General features: G+C 43.1%; 23 protein-coding genes. 15 read left to right on the forward strand and 8 right to left on the reverse strand.

Annotated features, from left to right (window positions below; all coding sequences use genetic code 11):
* Positions 1-38 precede the first annotated feature (38 nt).
* The 6 genes from DSL64_RS16800 to DSL64_RS16825 all read left to right on the forward strand — a co-directional run bounded on the left by DSL64_RS16800 (position 39) and on the right by DSL64_RS16825 (position 10,769).
* The gene (locus tag DSL64_RS16800) at positions 39-3,632 is read left to right on the forward strand and encodes a SusC/RagA family TonB-linked outer membrane protein (protein ID WP_158547939.1); all 3,594 of its coding nucleotides are present in this window, start codon (positions 39-41) and stop codon (positions 3,630-3,632) included.
* A gap of 11 nt (positions 3,633-3,643) precedes the next feature.
* A complete protein-coding gene (locus DSL64_RS16805; RefSeq protein ID WP_115832083.1) occupies positions 3,644-5,386 on the forward strand; it encodes a SusD/RagB family nutrient-binding outer membrane lipoprotein in 1,743 nt (580 codons plus the stop codon).
* 272 nt (positions 5,387-5,658) lie between these two features.
* Positions 5,659-7,020, forward strand: coding sequence for a glycoside hydrolase family 28 protein (locus tag DSL64_RS16810; protein ID WP_115832084.1), 1,362 nt, complete (start codon positions 5,659-5,661; stop codon positions 7,018-7,020).
* A gap of 231 nt (positions 7,021-7,251) precedes the next feature.
* Positions 7,252-8,691, forward strand: a complete 1,440-nt coding sequence (locus tag DSL64_RS16815; protein WP_115832085.1) for an ABC transporter permease — start codon at positions 7,252-7,254, stop codon at positions 8,689-8,691.
* A complete protein-coding gene (locus DSL64_RS16820; RefSeq protein WP_115832086.1) occupies positions 8,688-10,067 on the forward strand; it encodes an ABC transporter permease in 1,380 nt (459 codons plus the stop codon). Before DSL64_RS16815 ends, DSL64_RS16820 begins: the two co-directional genes overlap by 4 nt.
* Positions 10,068-10,073: 6 nt before the next feature.
* The gene (locus tag DSL64_RS16825; protein ID WP_115832087.1) at positions 10,074-10,769 is read left to right on the forward strand and encodes an ABC transporter ATP-binding protein; all 696 of its coding nucleotides are present in this window, start codon (positions 10,074-10,076) and stop codon (positions 10,767-10,769) included.
* A gap of 67 nt (positions 10,770-10,836) precedes the next feature.
* Here DSL64_RS16825 and DSL64_RS16830 read toward each other — a convergent pair whose 3' ends face one another.
* Entirely contained in the window at positions 10,837-11,283 is a 447-nt protein-coding gene (locus DSL64_RS16830; RefSeq protein WP_115832088.1) for a hypothetical protein, read from the reverse strand.
* Between the two features lie 171 nt (positions 11,284-11,454).
* Here DSL64_RS16830 and DSL64_RS16835 point away from each other — a divergent pair, with 171 nt between their 5' ends.
* From DSL64_RS16835 to DSL64_RS16845, 3 genes are all read left to right on the forward strand, one after another.
* Positions 11,455-12,345, forward strand: a complete 891-nt coding sequence (locus DSL64_RS16835; RefSeq protein WP_115832089.1) for a methylated-DNA--[protein]-cysteine S-methyltransferase — start codon at positions 11,455-11,457, stop codon at positions 12,343-12,345.
* Complete coding sequence (locus DSL64_RS16840) at positions 12,342-12,950, forward strand: alpha-ketoglutarate-dependent dioxygenase AlkB family protein (protein ID WP_115832090.1); 609 nt, start codon at positions 12,342-12,344, stop codon at positions 12,948-12,950. Before DSL64_RS16835 ends, DSL64_RS16840 begins: the two co-directional genes overlap by 4 nt.
* A gap of 129 nt (positions 12,951-13,079) precedes the next feature.
* Complete coding sequence (locus DSL64_RS16845; RefSeq protein ID WP_115832091.1) at positions 13,080-13,982, forward strand: SDR family oxidoreductase; 903 nt, start codon at positions 13,080-13,082, stop codon at positions 13,980-13,982.
* Positions 13,983-14,051: 69 nt separating this feature from the next.
* On the opposite strand, the gene DSL64_RS16850 is transcribed toward DSL64_RS16845, so the two are convergent.
* Both DSL64_RS16850 and DSL64_RS16855 read right to left on the reverse strand, forming a co-directional pair.
* Positions 14,052-14,843: an SDR family NAD(P)-dependent oxidoreductase gene (locus DSL64_RS16850; RefSeq protein ID WP_115832092.1), complete on the reverse strand. Its 792-nt coding sequence runs from the start codon at positions 14,841-14,843 to the stop codon at positions 14,052-14,054.
* A 50-nt stretch (positions 14,844-14,893) separates the two neighbouring features.
* Positions 14,894-15,475 carry a TetR/AcrR family transcriptional regulator gene (locus DSL64_RS16855; protein WP_115832093.1) on the reverse strand — a complete coding sequence of 194 codons (582 nt, stop codon included), beginning with the start codon at positions 15,473-15,475 and terminating at the stop codon, positions 14,894-14,896.
* A gap of 137 nt (positions 15,476-15,612) precedes the next feature.
* Here DSL64_RS16855 and DSL64_RS16860 point away from each other — a divergent pair, with 137 nt between their 5' ends.
* Positions 15,613-16,011, forward strand: a complete 399-nt coding sequence (locus DSL64_RS16860) for a barstar family protein (protein WP_115832094.1) — start codon at positions 15,613-15,615, stop codon at positions 16,009-16,011.
* Positions 16,012-16,015: 4 nt separating this feature from the next.
* Here the strand turns inward: DSL64_RS16860 and DSL64_RS16865 are convergent, their stop codons facing one another.
* Together DSL64_RS16865 and surE are read right to left on the reverse strand one after the other, a co-directional pair.
* A complete protein-coding gene (locus DSL64_RS16865) occupies positions 16,016-17,584 on the reverse strand; it encodes a GH3 family acyl-acid amido synthetase (protein WP_115832095.1) in 1,569 nt (522 codons plus the stop codon).
* A 21-nt stretch (positions 17,585-17,605) separates the two neighbouring features.
* Entirely contained in the window at positions 17,606-18,373 is a 768-nt protein-coding gene (gene surE, locus DSL64_RS16870) for a 5'/3'-nucleotidase SurE (protein ID WP_115832096.1), read from the reverse strand.
* 129 nt (positions 18,374-18,502) lie between these two features.
* Between surE and DSL64_RS16875 the strand changes: the two genes are divergently transcribed.
* Entirely contained in the window at positions 18,503-18,997 is a 495-nt protein-coding gene (locus tag DSL64_RS16875; RefSeq protein ID WP_115832097.1) for a GNAT family N-acetyltransferase, read from the forward strand.
* 2 nt (positions 18,998-18,999) lie between these two features.
* On the opposite strand, the gene trhO is transcribed toward DSL64_RS16875, so the two are convergent.
* The gene (trhO, locus tag DSL64_RS16880) at positions 19,000-19,983 is read right to left on the reverse strand and encodes an oxygen-dependent tRNA uridine(34) hydroxylase TrhO (protein WP_115832098.1); all 984 of its coding nucleotides are present in this window, start codon (positions 19,981-19,983) and stop codon (positions 19,000-19,002) included.
* Positions 19,984-20,210: 227 nt separating this feature from the next.
* Between trhO and DSL64_RS16885 the strand changes: the two genes are divergently transcribed.
* The 4 genes from DSL64_RS16885 to DSL64_RS16900 all read left to right on the forward strand — a co-directional run bounded on the left by DSL64_RS16885 (position 20,211) and on the right by DSL64_RS16900 (position 23,210).
* Positions 20,211-20,825, forward strand: coding sequence for a deoxynucleoside kinase (locus DSL64_RS16885; RefSeq protein ID WP_115832099.1), 615 nt, complete (start codon positions 20,211-20,213; stop codon positions 20,823-20,825).
* Positions 20,826-20,836: 11 nt separating this feature from the next.
* Positions 20,837-22,174 carry an amidohydrolase family protein gene (locus DSL64_RS16890; RefSeq protein WP_115832188.1) on the forward strand — a complete coding sequence of 446 codons (1,338 nt, stop codon included), beginning with the start codon at positions 20,837-20,839 and terminating at the stop codon, positions 22,172-22,174.
* 22 nt (positions 22,175-22,196) lie between these two features.
* Positions 22,197-22,868, forward strand: a complete 672-nt coding sequence (locus DSL64_RS16895) for an ankyrin repeat domain-containing protein (protein ID WP_199539414.1) — start codon at positions 22,197-22,199, stop codon at positions 22,866-22,868.
* A gap of 87 nt (positions 22,869-22,955) precedes the next feature.
* Complete coding sequence (locus DSL64_RS16900) at positions 22,956-23,210, forward strand: hypothetical protein (RefSeq protein WP_115832100.1); 255 nt, start codon at positions 22,956-22,958, stop codon at positions 23,208-23,210.
* Between the two features lie 109 nt (positions 23,211-23,319).
* On the opposite strand, the gene DSL64_RS16905 is transcribed toward DSL64_RS16900, so the two are convergent.
* Both DSL64_RS16905 and DSL64_RS16910 read right to left on the reverse strand, forming a co-directional pair.
* A complete protein-coding gene (locus tag DSL64_RS16905) occupies positions 23,320-25,731 on the reverse strand; it encodes an ABC transporter permease (protein WP_115832101.1) in 2,412 nt (803 codons plus the stop codon).
* Positions 25,732-25,923: 192 nt separating this feature from the next.
* Positions 25,924-26,535: a flavin reductase family protein gene (locus tag DSL64_RS16910; protein ID WP_115832102.1), complete on the reverse strand. Its 612-nt coding sequence runs from the start codon at positions 26,533-26,535 to the stop codon at positions 25,924-25,926.
* Positions 26,536-26,538: the final 3 nt, after the last annotated feature.

Below are 26,538 nucleotides of genomic sequence, written 5' to 3' on the forward strand. Positions count from 1 at the left end.
TGTGTCCTACTTTCTCAGAAGAACAAACATTCAAATTTATGAAATTGAAACGACGAAACAGCACATTACTGTGGCGTGTCATGAAAATTACTTTTCCTCAGATAGCAATGATGCTCTGGATGGCAGGCATCGCCCAGGCCATTCCGTTGTCGGCTCAGGAGCTGCTTGGTCGCAGAGTGAGCGTAAATGTGAACAAAGAGCCTATTCATCTTGTATTGCAGCAACTTGAAAAAGCGGCTGATGTCCGCTTTGTATATAGTGCGAGGGTTATTAACGCCCGACAAAAGGTGTCGCTCAATGTGCAAAATCAAAAACTTTCTGCGGTTTTGGAAAGCGTTTTTGATAAGACCAATATTGCCTGGGATATTGTGGGCGGACAAATTATCCTGAAAAGGAAACTACAGCAAGCAACTGAAACCGGACTTTCCTCTCACGTAATTGAAAATACGGAGCGCATCGTATCCGGCTCTGTAAGTGATGCAGCAAACAGGGAAACACTTCCGGGAGTCAACATTCTTGTAAAAGGGACCAACAGAGGGACTACTACAGATGAGAACGGAAACTTTTCTATTGCTATTCCGGATGGTTCGGTAGTGCTCACTTTTTCCTTTGTAGGTTATCTTCCTCAGGATGTGAATATTGTGAATGACAGTAAAGTCAACATAAGCCTCGTGCAGGATACAAAATCACTGGACGAAGTGGTTGTTACTGCTTTGGGTTTGCAGCGTAAAACAAAAGCCCTTGGCTATGCGGTCAGTGAAATTAAAGGCGACGAGCTGACCAGAGTTCCTCAGGATAATGTTGTAAACAGTATCACAGGTAAAGTGCCGGGCGTGAGGGTGATCAACACTACTCCTGATCTGAACAGCGATCCTTTAATTTTGATCCGTGGCTATACCTCTCTGTCGGGAAATAACTCTCCCCTGATCGTCGTGGACGGACTTCCAACCGGAACGGACGTGAGCGTATTGTCGGATTTGAGCGCTGACAATATCGAAAGCGTGAATATCCTGAAAGGCCCAAGTGCCGCTGCATTATACGGGTCCCGTGCAGGAAGTGGCGTTTTATTGATCACTACCAAGTCAGGTAATAATCAGAAAAAAGGTTTGGGAGTAAGTGTCAACTCGGCTTACACCGCCAGTGTGCCATACCGCTTTGTTCCTTTGCAGCAGGGTTTTGCGAACGGATCCAACGGAAATTTTGACCAGTCGAGCAACCTCTGGTGGGGACCAAAAATGGGAATTTCTGTTGCCAGATTTGGCACCAACGGTGAAGCGACTCCTTTGCAAGCACATCCTGATAACGTGAAGGATTTTGTGAATGTGGGCAACAGTTTTATCAACGACATCACGCTTTCAAAAACGGACGAAAAATTAAGCTTTTCTCTTTCTTTGTCAGATACGCGTGCTACCGGAGTTTATCCTGAGAGTAATCTGCGTAAGGATGCCATTTCACTTTCTGCCTCTTATCAGTTCACTAAAAGATTGAATATCGCAGCCAACTTCAATTACCTCAACTCTGGCTCCAGCAATTTCAGAGGTTTGTCTTATGACAATTATCCTTATGAAGATCTGTACTTTACGCCTAACTGGATCAGTATTCATGACTTGAAAGATTACTGGACGCAGCAGGATGTACAGCAAAAGGTCTGGTCAAATGGTTTCAACAATCCCTGGTTTACAGTAAATGAAAATATCAATACTTTTAAAAAGGTAAGACCATATGGTAATATCAGACTGAATTGGAACATTACAGATGATTTGAGTCTGATGACACGGGTAGGTGGATTCAATGAGTCGTACATTACAGATAACCGTTCAGCCAAATCCGAAAAATCGGTTCCGAATGGTGCGTATGCATTTCTATCCAGGAATTTCCAGGAGATTAACACAGACTTTCTATTGAACTATAAGAAAACGATCAGCTTGTTTTCTATTGATGCATCTGCGGGTGGCAACCTGTTTTTTCAGAACAATAGTTTTTCAAACATAACGGGGCAGAATTATGTGTTACCGGGTCTGTACACCGCCGCCAATATCGACCGTTCCTCTGTCGGGTACAGCGCAACAAAAGTAAACAAGCGGATTAACAGTTTGCATGGAATGGCATCAATCGGCTTTAAGGAAGCCATCTTCGTGGAGCTTACAGGAAGAAACGACTGGTCGAGCACATTGCCTGTCAACAACCGCTCCTATTTTTATCCCTCGGTTTCAGTAAGTGCGGTACTATCCGATCTCATTCCTTTGCCGTCGGCTATTTCATTGTTGAAGCTGAGAGGAGGCTGGGCGAAGGTTGGAAAGGATACAGATCCCTACCGACTCGCTATGTCTTTGTCAAGATCAACCTGGGGAAACAATACTACCTACTCGCTGCCATCCACCACGCCTACCAGCAACCTGATGCCCGAGAGTATTATTTCGTCGGAGCTTGGGATGGATGTATCTTTCTTCAAAAAAAGGCTGGGATTGAACTTTACCTATTATGAGGTGGAGGATAAAAAACAGATTACCGGTATCTCCGTTTCGGGGTCAACAGGGTTTACCTCAGCAAACGTGAACGCGGGGATAGTTCAGAATAAGGGTCTGGAGATATCGCTACGCGCCGTACCTGTACAAACTAAAAACGTAACCTGGGACGCAACTTTCAATTTTACCAAAGAAAGAAGTAAACTGACTGGCTTGCCCGAAGGTGTCAGCAATCATCAGTTCTGGTCAAGAAACAATATCTATAGTCAGACTACCCTCGGTGGTAATGTGGGCGATCTCTGGGGACCGGATGTGAAGCGCGTGACAGAAGGACAATATGCTGGCTGGCCATTGCTGAATGCGAATGGATTTGTACAACAGGAAACTTCGAACATCAAGCTGGGTAACGTAATGCCCGATTTTACGCTCGGTTTTCAGACGAACCTGAACGTGAAGAGATTCTCCATTTCAGCGAGCTTCGATTGGCGTAACGGTGGAGAATACTACTCCGAAAGTATGAAAAGGCTCACCCGTGATGGAAGGCAGGATAGCTGGTACAAGGGAGACGGATCCGGCACATTTACCGGTATTTTGAGCAATAATTCGTTCAATGGTGATAATGACAGGCTGGCGGCTGAAATCAAAGGAAATCCCGGCAGGTACAATGCGAAAGACGGATTGACATATGTCGGCGGTAGGAATGCCGAACTGGGTGGATTTGAATATGGCGGAGCAATCGCTAACGGTGCATTTTTCCCTGGCGTGATCGCCGGAAGTAACGGAGAATACATTGAAAACTTCGGAGCTTCAGGAACCAAATATTTCAGAAGCGACCTGATCGCGGATCCGGGATCGGGTTATTGGAGCCGGGGCGTACAGAGCTGGATATATGACGCATCTTTCGTAAAACTCAGAGAGCTTTCCGTGGCCTATAAGTTGCCTGAAAGTATCAGTCGTAAGATTGCCTCAGGTGGTATATCGGTGTCATGGTTTGTAAGAAACCTGATGTTGTGGACAAAGGCTAAAAACTACATTGATCCTGAATCCACGATGATGAACACCAATGATCAGTTTACTGCTTCAAGCAACTATCTGATCGGATTTGACAGGGCATCTTTCTATCCCTGGACAATGTCATCCGGTTTAAAATTGAATATTCAGTTCTAAAAGAATCGATTATGTTATTAAAATATAAACTTATCCTGGCCGTATGTACGGGAATGCTGCTGGCAGGTTGTGAGGATCTCACTGAAATTAATCAAAATCCCAATGCACTGACGGACGACAAGGTGGATCCGGCCTATGTACTGACGTCTGTCCTTTCAGGCAGTGCAACGGAACTCGCAGAAATTGCTTTCACAGGTAACGTCACGCAATGTGTGGTGCCTGCGGCGATGCAATACACCCAGCGGGATTTCCTGGAATACTCGATTACCAATCAGTTCAACTGGGCTCCCCTGCCCTTTGATTACCGCGGTTTGTATCTGCCACTTTCCAATGCAACCTATCTGGAAAAACGTGCAGCAGGAAACCTTGACTCACTTTTTATCAAAGGAACCGCCAAAACCATGCAGGGACTTTGGTACGGTATTCAAACATCGGCCTGGGGTGATATACCCTACAGTCAGGCTTTCAAAGGAACCGATAATCTGCAACCTGCTTTTGATAAACAGATTGATGTTTTTACTGGTATTCTGAAAAGTTTGGAAGATGCCAATGCCTATCTGGAAAGAGCAGGCAAGGTAAATTCAACGGTGATGACTGGTGCGGATGTTTTATTCGGTGGCAATGTGCTGAAATGGAGACAATTTGCCAATTCCCTTCATCTGAGGTACCTGATGCGTTTGTCGGAAAAAAGTGTTGAGATGAAAGCTGCAGGTGTTGATGTTGCAGCAGAGTTCAACAAAATTGTATCAAATCCTGGCAAATACCCTTTGATCAAAGCCAGTGCGGATGATGCTTCCGTGAAATTTCCAGGTACGAATACGATTGATTCCTGGGCTATGGGACCATTGCTGACGACTACAGACTCTGAATTTTTCAGAATTAAGGCTGCTTCCACTATCGTTAATTTCCTCAAAGATCGTCAGGACCCGCGACTTACCGTATGGTTCCGCCCCGTAGAAGTGCAGACGCTGGTAAGAGACCGTGGCGCAGATGTGGTCATTGCTAAAAACGATGCAGGCGATGTAAAGCGTTACATCAAGTCCTATCAATCGGATATTGATACTTCTTTGTATGTAGGGTTAAAAATTGCGCTCACGAATCCCGACAATTACAACAATAATGTGGCTGGTCACAGAACGCAGGCTATTGCATTGAAAAGTACGATTTACAACAGCGGAGCATCCAATCCATTTGTTTCCTATCTGGGCAGCATTTTCAGAACTAACACGAATCCGTTGGTAAAGGGTATTTTTATATCGGCGGCCGAAGTTAATTTTCTTTTGGCTGAAGGTGCAGCTCGTGGCTGGATCACTGGTTCAGCATTGGATTATACCCTTGCCGGCGTATCGTCTTCACTGGAACAATATGGCATTGCAGAGGGCGATCAGAAGGTTTATAATCCGGTAAATCATGCAATAGTTCCGTTCAGAAAAGCTGATTTTCTGGCAAAAATCACTGCCGAATTTAATGTTGCCTCGAATAAAACAGAAGTAATATTGAATCAGAAATGGACATCTTCTTTTATGACGATGGAAAGCTGGTTTGACTGGCGTCGTACTGGTTTCCCGGCGATCACCGGCAATATCGCCAATGGTTCTCAGGGACAAAAGATTCCGCTGCGTCTGATCTTCGGAGAAAGCGAATTGAATTATAACCAGGCGAATACGAATGAGGCTGTTTCCAGATTAAACCCTGCCACGAATGACCAATGGTCTAAAATGTGGTTGATTGAGGGGACGGGGAAACCGTTTTAATAAAGAGTTATGAATTAGGAGTTAAGAATTAAGAATTTGGAGCTGACTTCTTGGTTGCTTCCAGCTTCAAATTGATTGAGAATCAACAGCCGGAGATGTATTTCTTCGGCTGTTGTCCTTTATATGCCGATTAAGCCTGGCTGAGTTTGATAAAATGCAGGCTGCACGTCAGGGTAAGGGATTACTTCTCTGCGTCTTGATCGTATAACTTCACGAAACCGGCACGCAGCTCAATTCCTGAAGTAGTATAAACAACATACCTTATTAACCTGATGAAATCATCCATCCTTCTGGCGCTGTGTCTTTCAAGCCTTTTTGCTTATACTTCAATTGCCCAAAAGAAAGAAATGTCCAGAACAGAAAAAAGAGATGCTATTCTCAAAAATATTGTCCCTCCTAAAATTTCAAAAAATACATTAATACTTACCGATTTCGGTGCTGTAGGTGATTCTGCTACAGATGCCAAACCGGCGTTCGATAAAGCGCTGCGGGTTTGCAAGGAGAAGAAAGGTGGTAAAATTGTAGTTCCTGCCGGTGTGTACATTGTCAACGGACCAATTCATCTGGTGAGTAACAGTAGTCTGGAGATTCAGAGGGGTGCCAAACTCATTTTCGGAACAAACCCCTCCGACTATCTGCCTGTAGTACCCACGAGTTGGGAAGGGACTTTTATCAATAGTTACAGTCCGTTAATTTATGCCTATCACGTTGAAAACGTTGCCATTACAGGCGAAGGTATTATCGATGGAAATGGAAAGGAAGGTTTTGCCAAATGGTATGACAAGCAAAAACCTGCACAGGAACTCAGTCGCAAAATGAACCACGAAGGTGTTCCTGTAAAAGATCGTGTATTCGGAGATGGTAGCTTTCTGCGCCCGCAGCTTATTCAGTTTTTCGAATGTAAAAATATCCTGATCGAAGGTGTAACCGTTGCAAATTCCCCGTTCTGGTGCGTACATTTCCTGAAGTCCGAAAATATCACCGCGCGCAAAGTAAAGTTTGACGCATTCAATAAAAACAATGATGGCTTTGATCCTGAATACTCCAGGAATGTATTGATTGAAGATATTGACTTTAACAATGCTGACGACAACGTGGCTGTGAAAGCAGGAAGAGATCACGAAGGCCGTAAAACAGCGATTACTTCTGAAAATATCATTATTCGAAATTGCCGTTTCAAAGGTCTGCATGGTGTGGTGATCGGCAGTGAAATTTCGGCTGGGGTGCGTAATGTTTTCGTCGAAAACTGCACTTATGGTGGCTACTGCAAGCGCGGCATTTATCTCAAATCGAATCCTGATCGTGGCGGTTTTATCAGAGATATTTACGTAAATGATGTTACCTTTGGCGAGGTGGAGGATGCAATATTTATTACATCATTCTATCACGGTGAAGGAAAAGGTTTTGAAACGGATATCCGCAACGTATTTTTTGAAAACCTCACATTTAAAGCGGCCACTCATGCCGGGCTGGTGATTCAGGGTTATCCTACTAAAAAAGTGCGTAACATTCATTTTTCAAATGTCAGGATAGATTCCTGCCCTACGGCGATGAGTTTCACCAATGCTGAAGGGATTGTTTTCAATGATGTTGTTCTTGGAAAAGAAGTGACCGAGCCTTCCGCAGTGAAGTAGGATCACAACTCAACCCCGTTCCTGGAAAGTCGGATTCTGCTTTCTGTCCCGTTTTAAATGTCTGCTCATCAAAGCATTGCGCATATTATCAAAATTTAATACGCAACATTGTTGCATAAATACTTGTTTATGTTTCTTTTTGCAACCGAGTTGCGTATTGGTATGATGCGCACGACCTGTCGTCCGGTTACGCAATGAAGCAGAACCGGGCATGAACCATTATAAAAGAACATGCAGCCCGGGCTTATCAGAATTATTGCAAAACAGGAAATCAAAACCATTCTCCGTGAAAGAGTATCATGGATTTTATACCTGATATTGGTGGGAATCAGTGTGGTGGCTGTCTACACGGGTTGGAGCTACGTTAAGCAATTTAACAAACAACAAGTTGCCGCGAAAAATGAGGTGACCAAACATTGGATGAACCAACCTGAGAGACATCCGCACAGAGTAGCTCATTATGGTTATCTGGTTTTCAGGGAAAAATCACCGCTAAGTTTTTTTGATTACGGACTCGATAGTTATGTAGGTAATTCTGTATTTCTGGAAGCGCACAGGCAGAATACGGTCAATATGAGTGAGGCAGGTTTCTCCAACGGTATGCTCCGTTTTGGTGAGCTCAGTATGGCTATGGTGTTACAAATGCTCGTACCGCTGTTCATTATTTTTATTGGTTTTCATACGGTTGCAGGTTTAAAACAAAGCGGTGTTCTCAAAATTCTGCTTTGTCAGAGAGCCTCCTATTTTGATATACTTATTGGTAAAACCGTGGGGTTAACCCTGGTAGCCTGGCTATTGTTTCTTCCGCTGATTTTACTGAGCCTGCTGTTTGGTATAGGCGCATCCGTGGGGGAACTTACAAGTGATATCTTCCTCAGGTCTCTACTCGTCTTGCTGACTTATGCTGCATATCTTTTTGTTATATCCGTTTTTGTTACAGGTATTTCGGCCATTAGTAAATCTGCCGGAAACGCGCTGATCAGTCTGGTTTTGTTCTGGATTTTGTTTTGCGTAGTGATTCCCAAAAGTGCCCAGACACTTGGAAACCGGCTCTTTACCGCTCCAGATAAAATCGCTTTTGAAAGCGCCATCGAAGATGCTATCAGCAAAGAAGGCGATAGTCATAATCCTGACGATCCTCATTTTGCTCAACTGAAGGCCAGTACTCTACGTAAATATGGTGTGGATTCTATCTCTCAGTTACCTGTGAATTATGGCGCCCTGGTGATGCAGGAAGGGGAAAATATCAGTTCGGGTATATTCTCTACTCATTTCGATCAACTGATCAATACCTATAAATCCCAGAACAGGGTTTCTTCTTTGCTCAGTCTGATAGATCCGTATCTGGGCATCAGAAATATTTCAATGAACCTTTCAGGAACTGACTTCGAAACCTTCACTGAGTTTCAGAAACAAACAGAAAAATACAGGTTCGACAAAACAAAGAAGATTAACGAAATACATTTAACCCAGATCAGATTTAAGAACGACCGCGATCAGAAAGTGAGTAGTAAAAACTGGCAGGAACAAGCCGACTTCCGTTTCCAACCTGTTTCCGTTCAAACAAATTTGCTCAATTCTTTGCTCAGCCTTGGTGCGCTGTTATTTTGGATTGTGGCTGGTGTGGGAGCATTAAAATACATCTCTTCGAAACAGGAATATCAACTATGAAAAACATACGTAAAATGCTGTATCTGGAAGCTAAGAACTTCCTGACCGGACCTACTGTATGGATGGGCGTGGCTGCTATCCTGCTGTTTGGATTGTACGGATTCTATTATGGAACGCAGCTTATCAACCATCAGGAGATGACTATCAACTCCATTGCCGACGTTCAGAAAAAACATTTGGACGAAGTAGTAGAACATGGACATGGAAAACCTGCCGGCAGTACGGCTTACTATCCTTTCTTTTACACCTCTAATCCTGCAAGTCCATGGGCCAGGTTTGCAATCGGTCAGCGGGATGTAAATCCATTTACGCTGAAAGTAAAAATGCTGGCCATTGAAGGACAGTTGTACGATTCAGAACTGACTAATCCGCTTACCCTGTTGGTAGGAAATCTGGATGCGGCCTTTGTGTTCGTTTTCCTGTTCCCCTTGCTCATTATCGCATTTACTTACAATATTATCTCTGACGAACAGGAGAGCGGTGTCTGGAAGATGGTGTCGGTAAGTAATTCATCCATCGCAAAATCCATATTGCTGAAAATATCCATCCGCCTTTTTGCGGTCCTTGTAACAGCATTGTCAATTTTTACAATCGGAATCATTACACTTCATCTTCCTTTGTCATACCCCACTTTTCAATTGGGAGTTGGGTTGCTTTTGTATCTGCTGTTTTGGTTTGGCATTTCGATCCTGGTCGTGTCCCTGAACAAAAGTTCTTCCTTCAACGCAACTGCACTTATTGGTATCTGGATTTTTCTGTGCATTCTTTATCCCGGCATAGCCAATATCGGAATAAATAGTAAAGTGCCTGTTCCTGAAGCTGTTCAGACAGCGATTGATCAGCGTGAAGGGTATCATGCCAAATGGGATTTGCCGAAAGCACCCACCATGGAAAAATTCTATGCGTTTTATCCTCAATATAAAAAATACCCGATTCCCGAAGACAGGTACTCGTCGGGATGGTACTACGCCATGCAGTTTGCAGGAGATCTTGAATCGGCTAATTCATCTGAAATATTATTTGCCAAACTTCAGGAACGCCAAAGCCTTTCTCAGGTCACAGGTATTTTAAATCCGGTAATAGGCATTCAGCAACTGTTCAATAAAGTGGCCAATACCGATCTGGCCGGCCATGTCCGTTACCTAAATTCAGTAAAGCACCATCACAGGAATGTGAGAGAATACTTCTACCCTTTCATTTTTGAAGAGACACTTACAGAAGACCTGAACTGGCATAGCTATCCGGCGTACAAGCAAGCGGGTTATTTTCAGGAAAATGTAAGTAGCAATGTAACATCATTTATGATCTGGACGCTGTTGCTGGTTGGCTGTTCGGTTATTTTATTCAAAAGAAACTTCATTCATATTCAGGCTTAGAAAATCATGTTGGAAGCAAAGAAACTAACTAAAATATATGGTGACTATGTTGCCCTCAATGACTTGGATCTTTCAGTAAAAGCAGGAGAAATATTCGCGTTATTGGGTCAGAATGGAGCTGGAAAAACAACTACGATCAATCTTTTTCTGGGTTTTCTGAAACCAAGTAGCGGAGAAGCTTACATCAACGGCATATCGGTAGCAGACTATCCTCAGGAAATAAAAAATCACCTTGCTTATATCCCTGAAACGGTATTATTGTACCCGAATCTGACGGGAAGGGAGAATCTGGAATACTTTTCGGCCCTGGCAGGATTTGATTATAATAAACAACAGTTGGGTGAATTACTCGCCTCGGCAGGTCTGCAGCATCAGGCGTTCGATCAGCGCCTGGCAGGTTATTCCAAAGGGATGAGACAAAAAGTGGGAATTGCTATTGCCATTGCCAAACAGGCCAAAGTGTTGTTGCTGGATGAGCCGACCAGCGGTCTGGATCCCAAGGCATCAAACGATTTTTCTGAAATTATCAGTACACTTTCTAAAAATGGTACAGCCATTCTGATGGCTACGCACGACATATTCAGAGCGAAGGAAGTGGCCACACATATCGGAATTATGAAGCAGGGTAATCTTCAGGCCGTTGTAAAGTCGTCTGATATTTCGGCCAATGAATTGGAAAGTTTATATCTGCGTACAGTGTAAATGACAAAACCATCCACTAAGTTGAATTGGATGGTTTTGAATTGATTCTATTGCTATTAAAACCAAGCTATTTCCACTTGTTTTGTAGAATCTTGATAGCCCCTGCTGCGGCAATTCCACCAATTGTATACCAGGCTACTGTAAGTATCTGAGTACGGACATTTCTGTTTATTGGTCTGTCGTCAAGACCAAGTGGTTTAGTTAAACCCAGTGCGCCAACTCCCGCTGCAATTCCATATGCCGCACCTCTTGCCCATATGCCCTTAGGATCACCTGTACCTATGACGCTAAAGTAGGAGGCATTTCCTGCCAGATCCGCAAAAAGTGTTGTGCCATATAATGCGTTGCCTGTAGGTGGGGTAATACCCGTAGCCAGAGCAGTTTTCACTACAGCCTCCTCCCCGACTTCCTGAATTTGGGGAGCATCTACCCATATCCTTCTTGCTGCCTCGTGCACCAGATTAAGTACCACAGCACCGAATAATCCGCCAAGTAAGTTCTTTGATAAATCCATTGTCGTTGTTTTTTGGTTGATGTCAACCGAATGCTTCAATTTTCAGACCAGAGGTAACGTTTGTAAAGAATTATTAACTTGATCTGGCAATTACGGTACACGAATACAGCACGATTCGGATTTCATATACCCGAAACAATTGTCACCTTTGTTCAGTAAAACAAGGAAATTATGAGCGAGCAAGAATCCATCGATTACATGCGTATCACTAAGGCGATCGACTATATCAGGCAAAATTTCAAAGAACAACCTGATTTGGATCAGGTAGCGGAAAGCGTTCATTTGAGTCCATCTCATTTCCAAAGAATGTTCACCGACTGGGCAGGAACGAGTCCTAAGAAGTTTTTGCAATATATTAGTCTGGAACATGCCAAAAAGGTACTCAGAGAATATCCTCAAACTACCCTTTTTGATACTGCGCTGCATACGGGTCTTTCCAGTACGAGCAGGCTACACGATCTGTTCATCAAAATTGAGGGAATGACTCCCGCCGAATATAAGGCTGGTGGAAGGAACCTGAAGATTCAATACAGCTTTGCGGACAGTCCCTTTGGGAAACTAATACTTGCATCTACAGACAAGGGCATTTGTCATATTGCATTTATGGAGAACAATATCGCTGGTTTAGAAGACCTGAAGGACAGGTTCCCCAATGCCAATCTGGAAGAAAAAACGGATGAATTCCAACAACAGGCATTGGTGTTTTTCAATCAGGAGACCGGCCACATGCCTTCTATCAAATTGCACTTAAAAGGCACCAGTTTTCAGATCAAAGTTTGGGAAAGCCTGCTGAAAATTCCTTCCGGAAAAATGGCTACGTACGGAACCATCGCCTCTCAAATCGGGAGTCCGGGCGCTTCCAGAGCTGTTGGTACAGCGATTGGTAGTAATCCCGTAGCATTTCTGATTCCCTGCCACAGGGTGATACAAGCAAGCGGCGCGTTGGGAGGGTATATGTGGGGAGGAACCCGTAAGGCTGCCATTCTGGGTTGGGAAGGTGTGAGAGCTGAGAAGGAATTAATCTCACGGGAAAATGGTGAAACATTTAATATAGCTGTATGAAACTTTTTGAGAGCGATATAGACAAAGAAAGAAATTGGTTACCAGAGGGAGGTATTGTGTATTACTACGGAAGAGTATTGAACCAGCAACAGTCAGATCATTATCTTAAAGTTTTGCTTTCTGATATTGAGTGGCGAAATGACGAAGCAATCATATTTGGTAAAAAACTGATTACCAAACGTAAAGTAGCCTGGTACGGAGAACAGCCGTTCGAATACTCCTACTCCAATGTGACCAAACATGCTTTGCCATGGACAGATGCTTTATTAGAACTGAAACTTTTAATCGAAAGAGAGTCCGGTGAAACGTACAATTCGTGCCTGCTGAATTTATATCACAATGGTGATGAAGGAATGGCATGGCATAGCGATGGAGAGAAGGACTTGAAAAAAGACGGAGCTATTGGTTCGCTCAGCTTTGGAGCTGAAAGGAAGTTTGCTTTCAGGCATAAACAAACAAAGGAAAAGGTAGATATGTATCTGGAACATGGTAGTTTGCTGGTAATGAAAGGTACCACACAGACTCACTGGCTGCACCGTTTGCCTCCTGCGAAAAAAGTGAGCGAGCCAAGGGTTAATCTGACGTTCAGAACGATTGTGACTTAATAGACCGATCTGATCTTTTCGAAACATTCGTACCAGGACAACTTCTTTCAGGAATGGTTTTTTACCATGGCGTGGATCAAATGATTTTCGGGAGCGTCCCGGAAATATCAACCACACAATGCAGAAATCATGAAAGAGGAGAAAAACAACAATGCCGAAAACCCCGAAACCAAATTTCCGCAACCGCCCTTTCCAAAACAAAAGCAGAAATTTCCCGGAACAGAAGCTGATATGCAGCCGCATGCAGACCATGGACAGGAGAGTTATAAAGGATCCGGAAGGCTCAAAGGCAAAAGTGCTGTGATCACCGGAGGAGATTCGGGAATTGGTAAAGCTGTAGCGATTGCCTTTGCACGAGAAGGCGCGGATGTGCTCATCAGCTATCTGGACGATATGGAAGATGAAGATGCCAATGATACTGCGGGCTACGTCAGAGATGCAGGGCAAAAATGTGTTGTTGTAAAGGGGGATATCACCAGCGAGGCACACTGCAAAAAAATTATAGATGAAGCTGTGAAGGAATTTGGAAAGATTGATATTCTGGTCAATAATGCCGCTTTCCAAATGGCACGCAAGACGGTTCAGGATATCCCATCTGACGAATGGACTCATACTTTTGCAGTGAATATTCATGCGATGTTCTACCTGACAAAAGCTGCCGAACCACACATGAAGCCTGGAAGTTCTATTATCAACACCACCTCTGTGAACGCCTATCATCCTTCACCGGATCTGCTACCATATGCGGCAACAAAAGCTGCAATTCAAAATTACACGGCTAATCTGAGTCAGATATTTCTGGAGCAAGGCAAGGGAATTCGCGTTAACGCTGTGGCTCCCGGACCGGTATGGACACCATTAATTCCGTCAACGAAATGGGAAGATGCAGATATATTTGGCGAAAACACGCCGGTGGGCCGACCGGGACAACCGGTGGAAATCGCTCCCGCTTACGTATTCCTTGCTTCTGATGAAAGCAGTTATGTATCAGGAGCTACCCTGCCAGCTACAGGAGGACGGATTACAATTTAAATTTGAAATATTGTGAATCTGCCTTGTATACGTCGGAAAGTCCGGGCATATACAAGGCAGGTTTTTTGTTTAGATCGTTCTCAGAACACCTCCATCAGCACGAAGTGACGAGCCATTAGTCGCAATGGCCAAAGGGCTGCATAAATACGTAACCAGGTTTGCAATTTCTGTCGGTTCGATGAACCTCTGGATCAGGGAGTGTGGGTTGGTGGCTTCGATTATCGCCGATTTCAACTGATGAGTAGTCATTTGCTGCGCTGCGGCAATCTGTTCAATGGTTTCAGCAACCCCGTCTGAGTAAGTAGGACCGCCGAGTACCGTGTTCACTGTTACCTCCGTGCCTTTGGTAAGTTTAGACAAGCCATTCGCTATGGATAACATTGCAGTTTTGGTCATCCCGTAGTGAATCATGTTTTCAGGTACGTTCACGGCCGACTCGCTGCTGATGAAAAGTATTCTGCCCTGGTTATTAGCAATCATTTTCGGGAGTGCAACCCGCGATAAGCGAACACCGCTCATTACATTGATTTCGAAGAACCTCCGCCAGTCATCATTGGTAATATCTATGAAGCTCTGTTGTTCAAATATTCCTACATTATTAATCAGAATATCTAATTCAGGAAGTTGCTTTTCCAAAAGATCCACTTCTTCAGGAATAAAAAAATCAGTTGCGATACCTGAAACATCACCGTTTGGAACGAGATCCTTAAGTTTGTTAACCGCGCTGTTTACCTTCTCAATAGTGCGTCCGTTTATTATCACCTTCACTCCTTCCTGAAGCAATTGCAGTGCGATAGCAAAACCAATACCCTGTGTCGAGCCGCTGATGAAAGCGGTCTTGTTTTTCAATTTTAAATCCATAATGTTACTTTTAATTTTGTAATGATCAATACAAAAATTGTCAAAAAAATTTAGCTGATTATTTCAAGCTGCATTTCTATCTGTTTTCTGAGCAGATCGCCATGAGGATACATGCGCCGCGTTACATTCAGCCCGTTCCAAAGTGTGATCAGATATCTTCCGAGCAAAGCCGCATCAGTGGTGTTTTGCAGCTCACCAGACTGCTGTGCTTTGCGTATGGTTTCGGTAAACATGTGTTCTACTTCCTTTAAGATTTCAATGGCTTCATCAGCCAGATCCTGATCGACCAGGGTCATTTCCGCCACTGTATTGGCTATAATGCACCCTTTCATGTGTATATCCTGACTGTCAGAAGCGATGCTCAGAAAAAAGTCTTTAATCAGCCGGACAGGTGTTTCATTTTTATTTAACTCAATTTTAAAAGCATTAAAATCTGCTCTTCGTTGCTGGATGGCTCTGCTGAAAACTTCTTTTTTCCCACCTTTAAAGCTATGGTAAAAGCTCCCGCTACCAATGCTCATAGCATCCAATAAATCGCTCAGGGATGTGGCTGTATATCCCTTTGTCCAGAAAACCTGTTGCGCCAGCATCAGGAGTTTTTCGTTATCAAAAATGGCAGGCCGTCCTCTCATAGTGTTTTTGTATTGATCGTTACAAAAATAGGAATTCATTTTAAGAATCGACAGGTATTTTGAAATAAATATGAAAATTTGAATTTTTAGACTGGGGTCTGTCGTTAAAAAACGAAGAGGGAAATCACCATATCACCATGAAGAAGAAAACGATTGTTATTGAAGGAAGCACATTTTCTAATCTGGCTGGATTTTATGAAGAGATGAACAGGCTGTTTATGCAGGATCAGGACTGGAAAATGGGACACAGTCTGGATGCACTTAACGATATTTTATATGGTGGATTTGGTGTTTTTGAACCTGGTGAGCAAGTGCTTGTGATCTGGAAAAACTTTACTCAAAGCAAGTTGGCGCTCGGTCGGGAGCAGACCGTTGAGTTGTATCAGAGGAAAATTGAAATCGGATATCCCTACAATGTGAAGCTTTTTGAAGAAAAATTACAGGAGATTGAAAAAGAAGATGGTCCCCTGCTTTGGCATATCGTGCTCGATATCTTTGGGGACCATCCGAATATTGATTTAATACTTGAAGACTAGCACGTTAATCTTCTTTCACATATCCGTTTGCCTTCAGATATGCTTTCCAGTCATCAATCATAAAATTCTTGAATACACGTGGAAACTTGTGCTGTCCGCCCATTTTTCCTTTGGATTCCATCCAACCGTAAAATGCCTTGTTAGGGAGCACAGTCACAAACACATCTTTCAATGCATGTCTTCGTTCCACCGCGTAATCGTCATTCAATTCAGAAAGACGTTCATCAATTTTCTTTTTAAGGAGTTCAGTATCAACATGCTCCTCTTCCACCCCAACGTACCAATGATGTGCGAAAAGCGAATCATGAGGTATACCGCATACTGTAAATTCTTTCACCGTCAGCCCCATTTCATTGGAAACAAGGTCGATGGCTTTATTCATATTGTCGACTGAAAGGTGCTCGCCGCACAAGCTAAGATAGTGCTTTGTACGACCGGTAATCTGGATTTCGCCTCGTTGCTTATCAACAAACCTGATCGTATCACCAATCAGATAACGCCATGCACCAGAGCAAGTTGAGAGCAATAATGCATATTCCTTACCTTCCTCAACCTGATCCACCATCAAAGTCTCTGCATCCTTTTTTAATGTTCCATCCGAATCAAAATTCTTTTCGTTGAAAGGAATAAATTCAAAGAAAATGCCATTATCGCAAACCAGTTCCATGCCCTGTGCACCAGGACGGGTTTGGTAAGCAATGAAACCTTCAGAAGCCAGATACGTATTGATGTAAATTAATGGCTTGGCAAGCAGTTTTTCGAAACCTTTACGGTAAGGTTCAAAGGATACGCCCCCATGTGCGAAAACCTGCAAATTGGGCCAGATATCATGGATTGTTTTTACATTATAATGGGCAATGATTTTCTCCATGAGGAGCTGTATCCATGCCGGAACACCCACTATGAAACCAATATCCCATTCATGTGCCTGCTTGGTAATTTCCTCCAGTTTAATTCCCCAATCCTTTTGCGCGGCTATTTTTTCGCCCGGTTTATAATAAGGTCTGAACCAGTACGGAATCTGCTTGGCAGTAATACCACTCAGATCTCCTTCAAAATGCTTGTCCTGATTGCTGAGGTTGGTGCTTCCGCCCAGCATCAAAAATCCTTTTTCATAAAGATCATTGGGAAGATCCTTGTAATGCCCAAGCGAAAGTATCTGGCGGATACTTGTTTTCTGTATAGCCTTGGACATAGCTTTGGTTACCGGAATATGCTTTGTAGCTGCCTCCGACGTCCCAGAACTCAATGCATAATACTTGATCTGGCCGGGCCAGCATATATCTTTCTCGCCGTCAAGTGAGCGGTGCCACCATTCGTTGAAAATCTTATTGTAATCGAAAATGGGAACTGTTTTCTTGTATTCCTCATAAAATGCACCTTGCTGTCCGAATAGAATGGACGAGAGCACTTCGTCGAAATTATACTTTTCTCCAAACTCGGTGTAACGCGCTTTACCCAAAAGTTTAGCAAGAGTCTTTTTCTGTTGTTGATGCAGGCTTGCTTTTTTTCTGTTGGCAACAATGTTACTGAACAGAATTCCTTTTTTAAGTAAACTTCCTACTAAAGCCATAACTAGTTTTTCATTCGTGAACTATAAATTCCAGGTAGAAAGCTGTTTTAAAGCCTCATACTCTGTAAGATCATATTGACATGGAACTACTGAGATGTAGTTGTTGTCCAGCGCCCATACATCGGTATCGTCTTTCTCAGTATCAAAATTAACAAAATCGCCCGCCATCCATAAATAGCCTCTGCCATTGGGATCAACACGGTAGTCAAACTTTTCCTGCCATTTGGCATTTGCCTGTCTGCATACTTTAATCCCTTTGATGGGCAATTCTGTTTTGGCTGGAATGTTAACATTCAGAGCAACTCCTTTGGGTATACCATTTTGGAGCGCCGACAATGTGATTGTTTTGATATATTCAACAGCATGGCTGAAGTCAGCATCCTCACGGAAATCACAGAGCGAAAAGCCAATGGCAGGTATTCCTTCGATAGCTCCTTCTATAGCCGCCGACATCGTACCTGAATACAAAACACTGATGGAACTGTTGCTGCCATGATTGATGCCACTTACGACAAGGTCTGGTTTGCGATCCTGCAGCACATAATGTTTAGCGAGTTTGACGCAGTCTGCAGGTGTACCCGAGCATTCGTACTCAACCACGTTGTCAAAAATATGGGTCTCGTATAGTCGGAGTGGTTCGCCGATGGTGATCGCGTGGCCCATGCCGGATTGCGGACTATTTGGTGCTACTACAATAACGTCACCGATGGTTTGCATGGCTTCAACGAGCGTTCTGATTCCCAGGGAAGTGATTCCGTCGTCGTTTGTAACAAGGATTAGGGGTTTCATATTTCTTGATGAATTCTTCAGGATCCTGCGAACCGTTGGAGAAATTCAAGTGTTGGATTTTTAAATGAAAAGATATTTTTCCGAAGCTGTAGTGATCTACTGCTTTCTTATTTACCAAAATTAACTAAAATGCCTTCATTCACAATAGAGCTTGCCAGTGTAGGAGATGTTCCTGTAATCATCGACATTCATCAAAAAACCTGGGAACCGACTTACAGGGAGATCATTACTCCGGAGCAAATCGAATTTATGTCAGAAAAATTTTATTCTGAAGAAGCGCTTAGTAATTCGATTTTAATTGATAAACACCAATTTATTCTATTGTATGCCGATGGTGTTGCGTCAGGCTTTGCCTCCGTTTCGCAATTAAACAGTTCGGCTTACAAACTTCACAAAATTTACGTACTTCCATCTTGTCAGGGGACCGGTGCAGGCCGATTCCTGATTACAGAAGTGGAGAATTATGTGAGGGAGCAAGGCGCTCAGATTTTATTACTAAACGTGAACAGATACAACAGAGCGCGCTATTTTTATGAGAAAATGAATTACCGGGTTATCCGTGAAGAAGATATCCCGGTAGGTCCGTATTGGATGAATGACTTCGTATTGGAAAAGAACCTATAGGGTCAGGCTGACTCCCGTTCAGCCTGTTTCTGCTGTTTGATGTTTCTTTTCTGGCTTTTCAGCCCCTGAAGCGGTTGATAATGGTTGCTCTGACTAACGTAATAACCTGTGCCATCGTAAACGCGTTTTCCGGGATGCGCCTTGCATTCAACTGAACATGCTCCTTCCATTTCCTCGGCACATTTGTGGCAGATCGGCAGGTGGTTGTTACATTCCGCATTGGCACAATTGACCATACGGTCGCATGGTTCGTGACAGATGTGGCATGTTGAAATTACTGTCGGGTTCACGGTATTAACATCTACAGTAATACGATTGTCAAAAACGTAACATTTCCCGTCGAAATTCTCACCGCCTTCTTCCAGACCATAACGGATGATACCCCCATGAAGCTGATATACATCTGTAAAACCCTTTTCGATCAGGTAGGCACTTGCCTTTTCACATTTGATACCTCCGGTGCAATAGGTAACAATTTTTTTATCTTTTAAATGTTCAATTTCATGAACATGGTCCGGTAATTCGCGGAGGTTGTGCATGTCAAAAGTAATAGCACCTTTGAACTTGCCTACTTCATGCTCGTAGTCGGAGCGCATATCTACCAAAACGACTTCCGGATCATTCAAAAGCGCTTTGAAATCTGCAGGTTCCAGATGTTTTCCTGTTCTTACCAATGGATTCACAGGAAGGTCAGAATTTACGATCTCATCCTTTACACGTACATGCAGCTTTTGAAAAGCAGGTTTGTCGTGTTCTTCAATCTTGAATTGCGTATGCGCAAAACGGGCATCAGCATGTATGTAATTCATGTACTTTTCGCAATCCTCAGGCGAACCGGAAACGGTTCCGTTCAAACCTTCCGGCGCAATAATGATCCGTCCCAAAAGGTTATTTTCAACACAAAAAATGTGGTGCTCATCACGGTATTTTTCCGTATCCTCAATAGGCGAATAGCAATAGTACAATATAACTTTATATGGTTTCATCTACTTTTATATTATGCAGGGCGGCTTCACCCCGGTTCTTCTTACACACTTTGACTCCATTGATAAACAGAGCGATTTTCTAACAGGTTGCAAATATACGAATATTACAAGTTTTGAGAAACTGAGCATATTGTGACTTTGATCACCATACAGCATAAGTTGTAATTTGCTACTTTTGCCGAACCCCTCCCCTGTTAAATTGATCATTCACTATTTATATACTGTTTATGCATATTGCAATTGTCGGAAACATAGGGGCAGGCAAAACCACCCTGACTCAAATGCTGGGAGCTCATTACAAATGGGATGTAATGTACGAGGCAGTCGAGGGAAATCCGTACCTGGCCAGTTTTTATGAAGACATGGAACGCTGGGCTTTTAATCTCCAGATTTACTTTTTGAACAGCCGTTTTGCTCAGGTTCAGCAGATACGCTCCACCACCTATGCCACTATTATTCAGGACAGAACCATTTATGAAGACGCTTTCATATTTGCCAGAAATCTGTACGACAGCGGTGTGATGCCCCAACGTGATTATGACACTTACCTGCTCCTGTTTAATTCAATCATCAATACCGTGTCGCAGCCCGATTTGCTGATTTATCTGAAAGCAGATATTCCCAAGCTTGTTTCTCAGATCAGGAAAAGAGGAAGAGATTTTGAGTCTGACATTTCTGTAGAATATTTGGAAAGTCTCAATAAATATTACGAGGACTTTGCAAAAACCTACGAACATGGAAGGCTGATAGAGATTGACGTCAATAATATGGATTTTGCCAACAATCCTTCCGACTTTAGTCAAATTACAGAGAAGCTGGATAAAGAGTTGTTTTACATATAATGTGCAGAGTGATGAATGAAAGAAGCATAACCAGAAAAGACTTTCTACGCAATTCAGCAGCAGCCACTTTAGGATTAGGTATTGCTCCGCGTTTTGCGGAAGGGACTTCGAATCTCCTTTTGGAAGATGGCTTAACGACACCGGCTTCAGGTGCGTCAACCATTAAAAATGTGAGGCTGGAAACTGGGTTCGAATATGATGGTGATGAGGTGGTTGCCACCAAAACAGAATTATTTACTGTTCAAATAGAGAATGGCAAGTTCAAAGCGATTCTGCCCAACGATCCCAAAAGCAAAGTAAGTGATGCGAAAGGGCTTCTGATGTTGCCTGCATTTAAGGACATGCACATCCATTTAGACAAGACCTACTACGGCGGTCCGTGGAAGGCGGTTCGCAAACGGCAGGGCGGAGTGAAAGGCATGATCGCTTTGGAACAGAAAATGCTGCCGGAACTTCTTAAGACATCAACAGAAAGAGCTGAGAAATTAATAGAACTGCTACAATCTTGTGGTAGCAGCTTCGCAAGGAGTCATGTTAATATTGAACCGACCTCGAAGCTCGATTCACTTAAAAATCTCCAAAAGGCACTTGAAAATAAAAAACAAACCTTTGGGGCGGAACTGGTTGCTTTCCCTCAGCATGGACTCTATTATACCGATTCGACAGCACTAATGAAGGACGCTGCCCAGATGGGGATTGATTTTATCGGTGGCGTGGATCCGTATACGGTGGACGGGGATATTGCTAAATCCATGAATTTTACGGTAAAACTTGCACTGGATTACAACAAGGGAATCGATATTCATTTGCATGAATCCGGAGAATCAGGTCTGAAAACGGTTGAATATCTGATAGATCGTGTGAATGAGAATCCGGTTTTGAAAGGAAAAACGTTTCTTAGCCATTGTTTTGTACTGGGGAAACTGGAAACTAAAAAGCAGGAAGAAGTGGCAGACAAGCTTGCGCAGGCTGGGATAGGTATTGTCTCAACTATTCCGATTGGTGGACTGATCATGCCTATTCCGACCCTAATGAAATATGGTGTCGATGTGGCTACGGGTAACGATAGCATTATAGACCATTGGAATACCTGGGGAACAGGAAGTGTGTTGCAAAAGGCACAACTGATGGCGCAATTATACGGTTTGGGAACAGAGTTTTTATTATCCAGAAGTCTGAAACTGGCGACACATAAAACTACCCCACTGAATGATGCTGGTAAGCAACAATGGCCCAAAGCAGGCGATACGGCCAATGCAGTCCTTGTTGACGCGAGCTGTTCAGCAGAAGCTGTATCCCGGATTTCTCCTGTGAAGTCTCTGATTCATAATGGAACGAAAGTATATTGACCAGGAATCAGGCAACTAGAGAATGATCAGAAAAATTGTATTGCTGGCTTTGTTGACAGGAATCGTAAACTCGCCGGCATTGGTAGCAAAAGAAGACAAGAACATGTTTCAGGATAAAGAAATTATCAGACTTGTGACTGATAACCACTTGCAGTTAGTAGAAAAATTGCTGAAAGCAGGAACGGATGTGAATACCAGGGACGGTGAAGGGCGTTCTCTATTGCTGATCGCGACACGAAATGGCGGGGTAGCTATGGCAAAGTTGTTGGTAAGCTCCGGCGCGGATGTCAATTTGCAGGATGATATCAAAGACAGTCCATTTCTTTACGCCGGAGCTTCAGGGCAGACCGAACTTGTACAACTGTTTCTAAAAAATGGTGCGCGCTTTGATGTTTTCAATAGATACAACGGAACTGCGCTCATTCCGGCATGTGAACGCGGCCACGTAGAAACCGTAAGATTGCTTTCCAATACGAATAAATTCCCGATCAATCATGTGAACCGACTGGGATGGACTGCATTGATGGAAGCCGTCGTACTGGGAAACGGAAGCAAAAAATATCAGGAGATTATTGCCATTCTGAAAGCTGCTGGTGCCGATTTGACAATCCCTGATAAGGATGGAAAAACAGCGTTGCAGCATGCCAGGGCTTCAGGATATACGGAGATTGTGAGGATTTTGGAGGGGAGGTAAAAGTTGGTTTCTGCATATCCTGAAAGAGGCCTACTTTCCGGGCATTATATTTGCCACATCAATGTAAAATTTAACTATTGATGTGACATGGGAAAAGATACTAAATTGAAGAACAGCTATAAAAAAATGCTGGAGTGGTATGAATACCGCGCCGTCGAAAATTCCAGATCATTGGAGAAGTTATTGAAACTGTTGCCTGAATTGGATATTGAGTCACCAGCGGACCCGTCTTACGACAAGGATGTTGACGATCTGGAATCACTCAAGTTAATTTACGAAACAAGTATCCGGAACTTCGAAAGTCAGGTAGACAAATACAGGAAGTTGATAGATGAAATTTGAAACACAAATCAAAAGACGATTCAGTTGTTACAGTTTTCGAATAAAAAATCCCGAATAAAGTCCGGAACGGTCCATACGATGAGTTCTTTTGACTTTGATTAATTGTTCACTACTCAATCTTTAAAGATTTTACCGGATCCATTAATGCTGCCTTAATACTCTGAAAACTGATAGTAGCGAACGTGATGACAATGGCAATTATCAGCGCCAGGACAAAAATCCACGGACCGATTTCAATGTGGTAGGCAAAGTCGTTCAGCCAGTGTTTCATGGCATACCAGGCGAGTGGCGATGCGATCAGAACGGAAATAAGAATAAGTTTGACAAAATCTTTCGAAAGTAACATCACAATGCTGCCGATGGATGCTCCCAATACTTTTCTTACACCAATTTCTTTGGTTCGCTGTTGTGAAACGAAGGCAATGAGTGCAAATAAACCAAGGCAGGATATTAAAATTGTGACAAATGAAAATACCCGTAAAATCTGAGTGATTCTGCTTTCAGCCCTGTACATTTGTTCAAACTCCTGATCAAGGAAATGATATTCAAATGGTCGCAACGGGAAATTTTTCTTCCAGCTTCTTTCAAGGATAGTTACGGCCTGTGATGCATCTGCACCAGTGGTTTTTACTAACATCTTTCCAAAATAATCATATTCAGGAATTATCGCGATAGGTGCAATTTTCTCGTGCATAGAGCGAAAATGAAAGTCTTTCAAAACGCCTTTCACCCTACCTTGTCTTCCGTTCATATTGACCTCTTTGCCAATAGCTTCTGAAGATGTCCAGCCGAGGGCTTTCACAGCAGATTCATTGAGCAAAAAAGCAAACCGTCTTAAGTCCTCGCTCTGCTGGGTAGCTTGTGCAATGTCAACGCTATTGAAAGTTTCGCCAAGCAAAAGCTTCATGTCCATAGTCTGTACAAAATCCTTTTCAACAGGAATTGCGGTAATATCAATGTAAAAATCCTTCGGTTTATCTTGCGCACTTATTGAGTACCCTCCTTGAATATCAAGTGGTGAGCTATACGATGCACTTACTGACTTCACCCCGGATTGCCCCATAAGGTCACTTTTGATCGACTCTAGCTTCGCTGGGGGAATGCCCGAGCTCATATCCAAAACGATGATTTGTTTTGGATTCAGACCAAGATTTTTATTTTGAATAAAATCAAGCTGTTGGTTCGCAATCAGCGTTGCTATAATAAAGAGCATTGAAATTGAAAATTGAAACACAACCAGGATGTTTCTCAAATTTCCCCTGTCTGAGCCTGAAAAAGCATTTCCCTTCAGAACTTTTGCAGGCTGAAAACCCGATAAAAAAGCCGCTGGATACATACCTGAAACCAACGTGATGACAATGACTAGCAAAACCAAACCCAACGGAAAGGTAAACTCCGGCCAGACCGACAGAGTTAAGGAACTGCCCGTTAGTACACTTAATTCAGGAAGGCAGAGCAAAGTGATAATTAAAGCGAGAAGAGTTGAAGCAATTGTAACCAAAGAACTTTCAAAGAGATGTTGCATAAATAGCTGTACTCTTACAGCTCCGATCACTTTACGTACGCCTACTTCGCGGGCACGGATAGCAGCGCGGGCGGTTACCAGATTAACAAAATTGATACATGCTATAATAAGGATAAGTACTGCAATCCCCGAAAGGATATACATGTACTTGTAATTACCGGAAGCTTCCATTTGGTTGCTCACAGTTGAGTACAGGTGGATGTCGGATAGCTTCTCTGCATCCAGTCTTATCTTTGAGCCGGGATCAGAAGGATTGCTCAGGTTCTTTTTTACAAATGCATTTACTTTCTCCTGAAAGTTTGCCAGGGAAACGGCAGGTCGTAACAAAACATATGTAAAATCGTTGGCAGAATTAAAAACTTCAGTCTTTGATCGTGCCAGCGTACTGTAACTGCCTGCAACGTTAAATTTGATATGTGAATAGGAAGGAACATCGGCAATCACACCCGTCACCTGCAGGTTGTAGCGGTCATCCATAGAGATCGTTTTGCCTACAGCCCTCCCATCTTTAAAGTACTTTTTGGCAGTTGTCTGATCAATTACGACTGAATTAGGCTGAGACAAAGCCGATGCAGGATCACCTTCAATAAAGGGAAACGAGAATATCTGAAAGAAGGTAGAGTCTGCAAAAATGACCTTGTTTTCATTATAGGTCTGTTCTTCATAACGTACAGCAACAGAGCCATTTCCACTGAAAGGATAGATACGGGCCGCTTTCTCCACTTCTTCGAACTCACGGGTAAATGTGGGAGCTACCGCTGTGGGCGTCATCGCAATGTGAGAAGCCTCACCCTCGCCATACTGGTAGAACAGGTTAATTCGTGCGATCCGGTCTTTATTTTGAAAGAAACTGTCGTAACGAAATTCATGAATAATATAGGTAGCAAGCAACAAAAAGCAACTGGTTCCAAATGCCAGACCGGCAATACTGACAAAAGAGTTCGTTTTGTATTTCCAAAGGCTGCGAAAAGCTATTTTAAGGTAGTTGTGAAGCATGCAATTGCTGGTTTTAGAGGATCCGGCGGTTATGTTAGAGCCGGAAATATACTTTCATATCCAAATTACATGCCATCCGGCTGTGGAGCTGTTATTCAATAACTTACCGAACAGCAGCTGTTCGGTATCGGACACCTGCTGTTCGTCATTGTACTTGGAACAGTCATTCTATCAGTTCGGGCTATAGACTTTCTATGGTTTGGCATAAGGTAATCTTTCCAGGAATTGAGGTAGAAAGTATGCGTCCAAACCTGCCACGGTCATTGTTTTGGCTTTTGTGTGGTTAATGGTACCGTCATCTTCCAGCAAAGTATCCTCAGTTATTATCTGGCTTACCCGTCCGATCACGATCGTGGTTCCGTTTAATTTAACATCCATCAACTCCTCTACTTCCAACCCGATTTTAACAGTAGATTCACTTACGAACGGTGCTCGAAATTCATCTAAGTATTGCTCTTTAAAACCACAAGCAGCAAACTCCGAAACACCGGAAGGATAGCTGGCACTCGCTTGGTGAGCTGCTTTGTACCAATCGGGCAATACGTTATTCAAAGTGTAAAATCCGGTAGACTTTATGTTTTTCAGAGTATCATTGTGAGCTCTTTCCGGGCGCATAACAATTCCGATAAGCGGAGGATTGGCTCCCAGGTGAAAAGCAGAGCTAACAGGACAGAGATTACTCTCGCCATTTTCACTGATTGTGCCCAGCAGATTCAAAGACTTAAATCCGACTATGCTATTGATCAGATTAATCCTGAAGAATTTCTCCATTTCAAGGATCTGATGGTAATTTACGTGATACATATT

The organism is Dyadobacter luteus, from assembly GCF_003383615.1.
In the GTDB taxonomy this organism is placed as follows: domain Bacteria; phylum Bacteroidota; class Bacteroidia; order Cytophagales; family Spirosomataceae; genus Dyadobacter; species Dyadobacter luteus.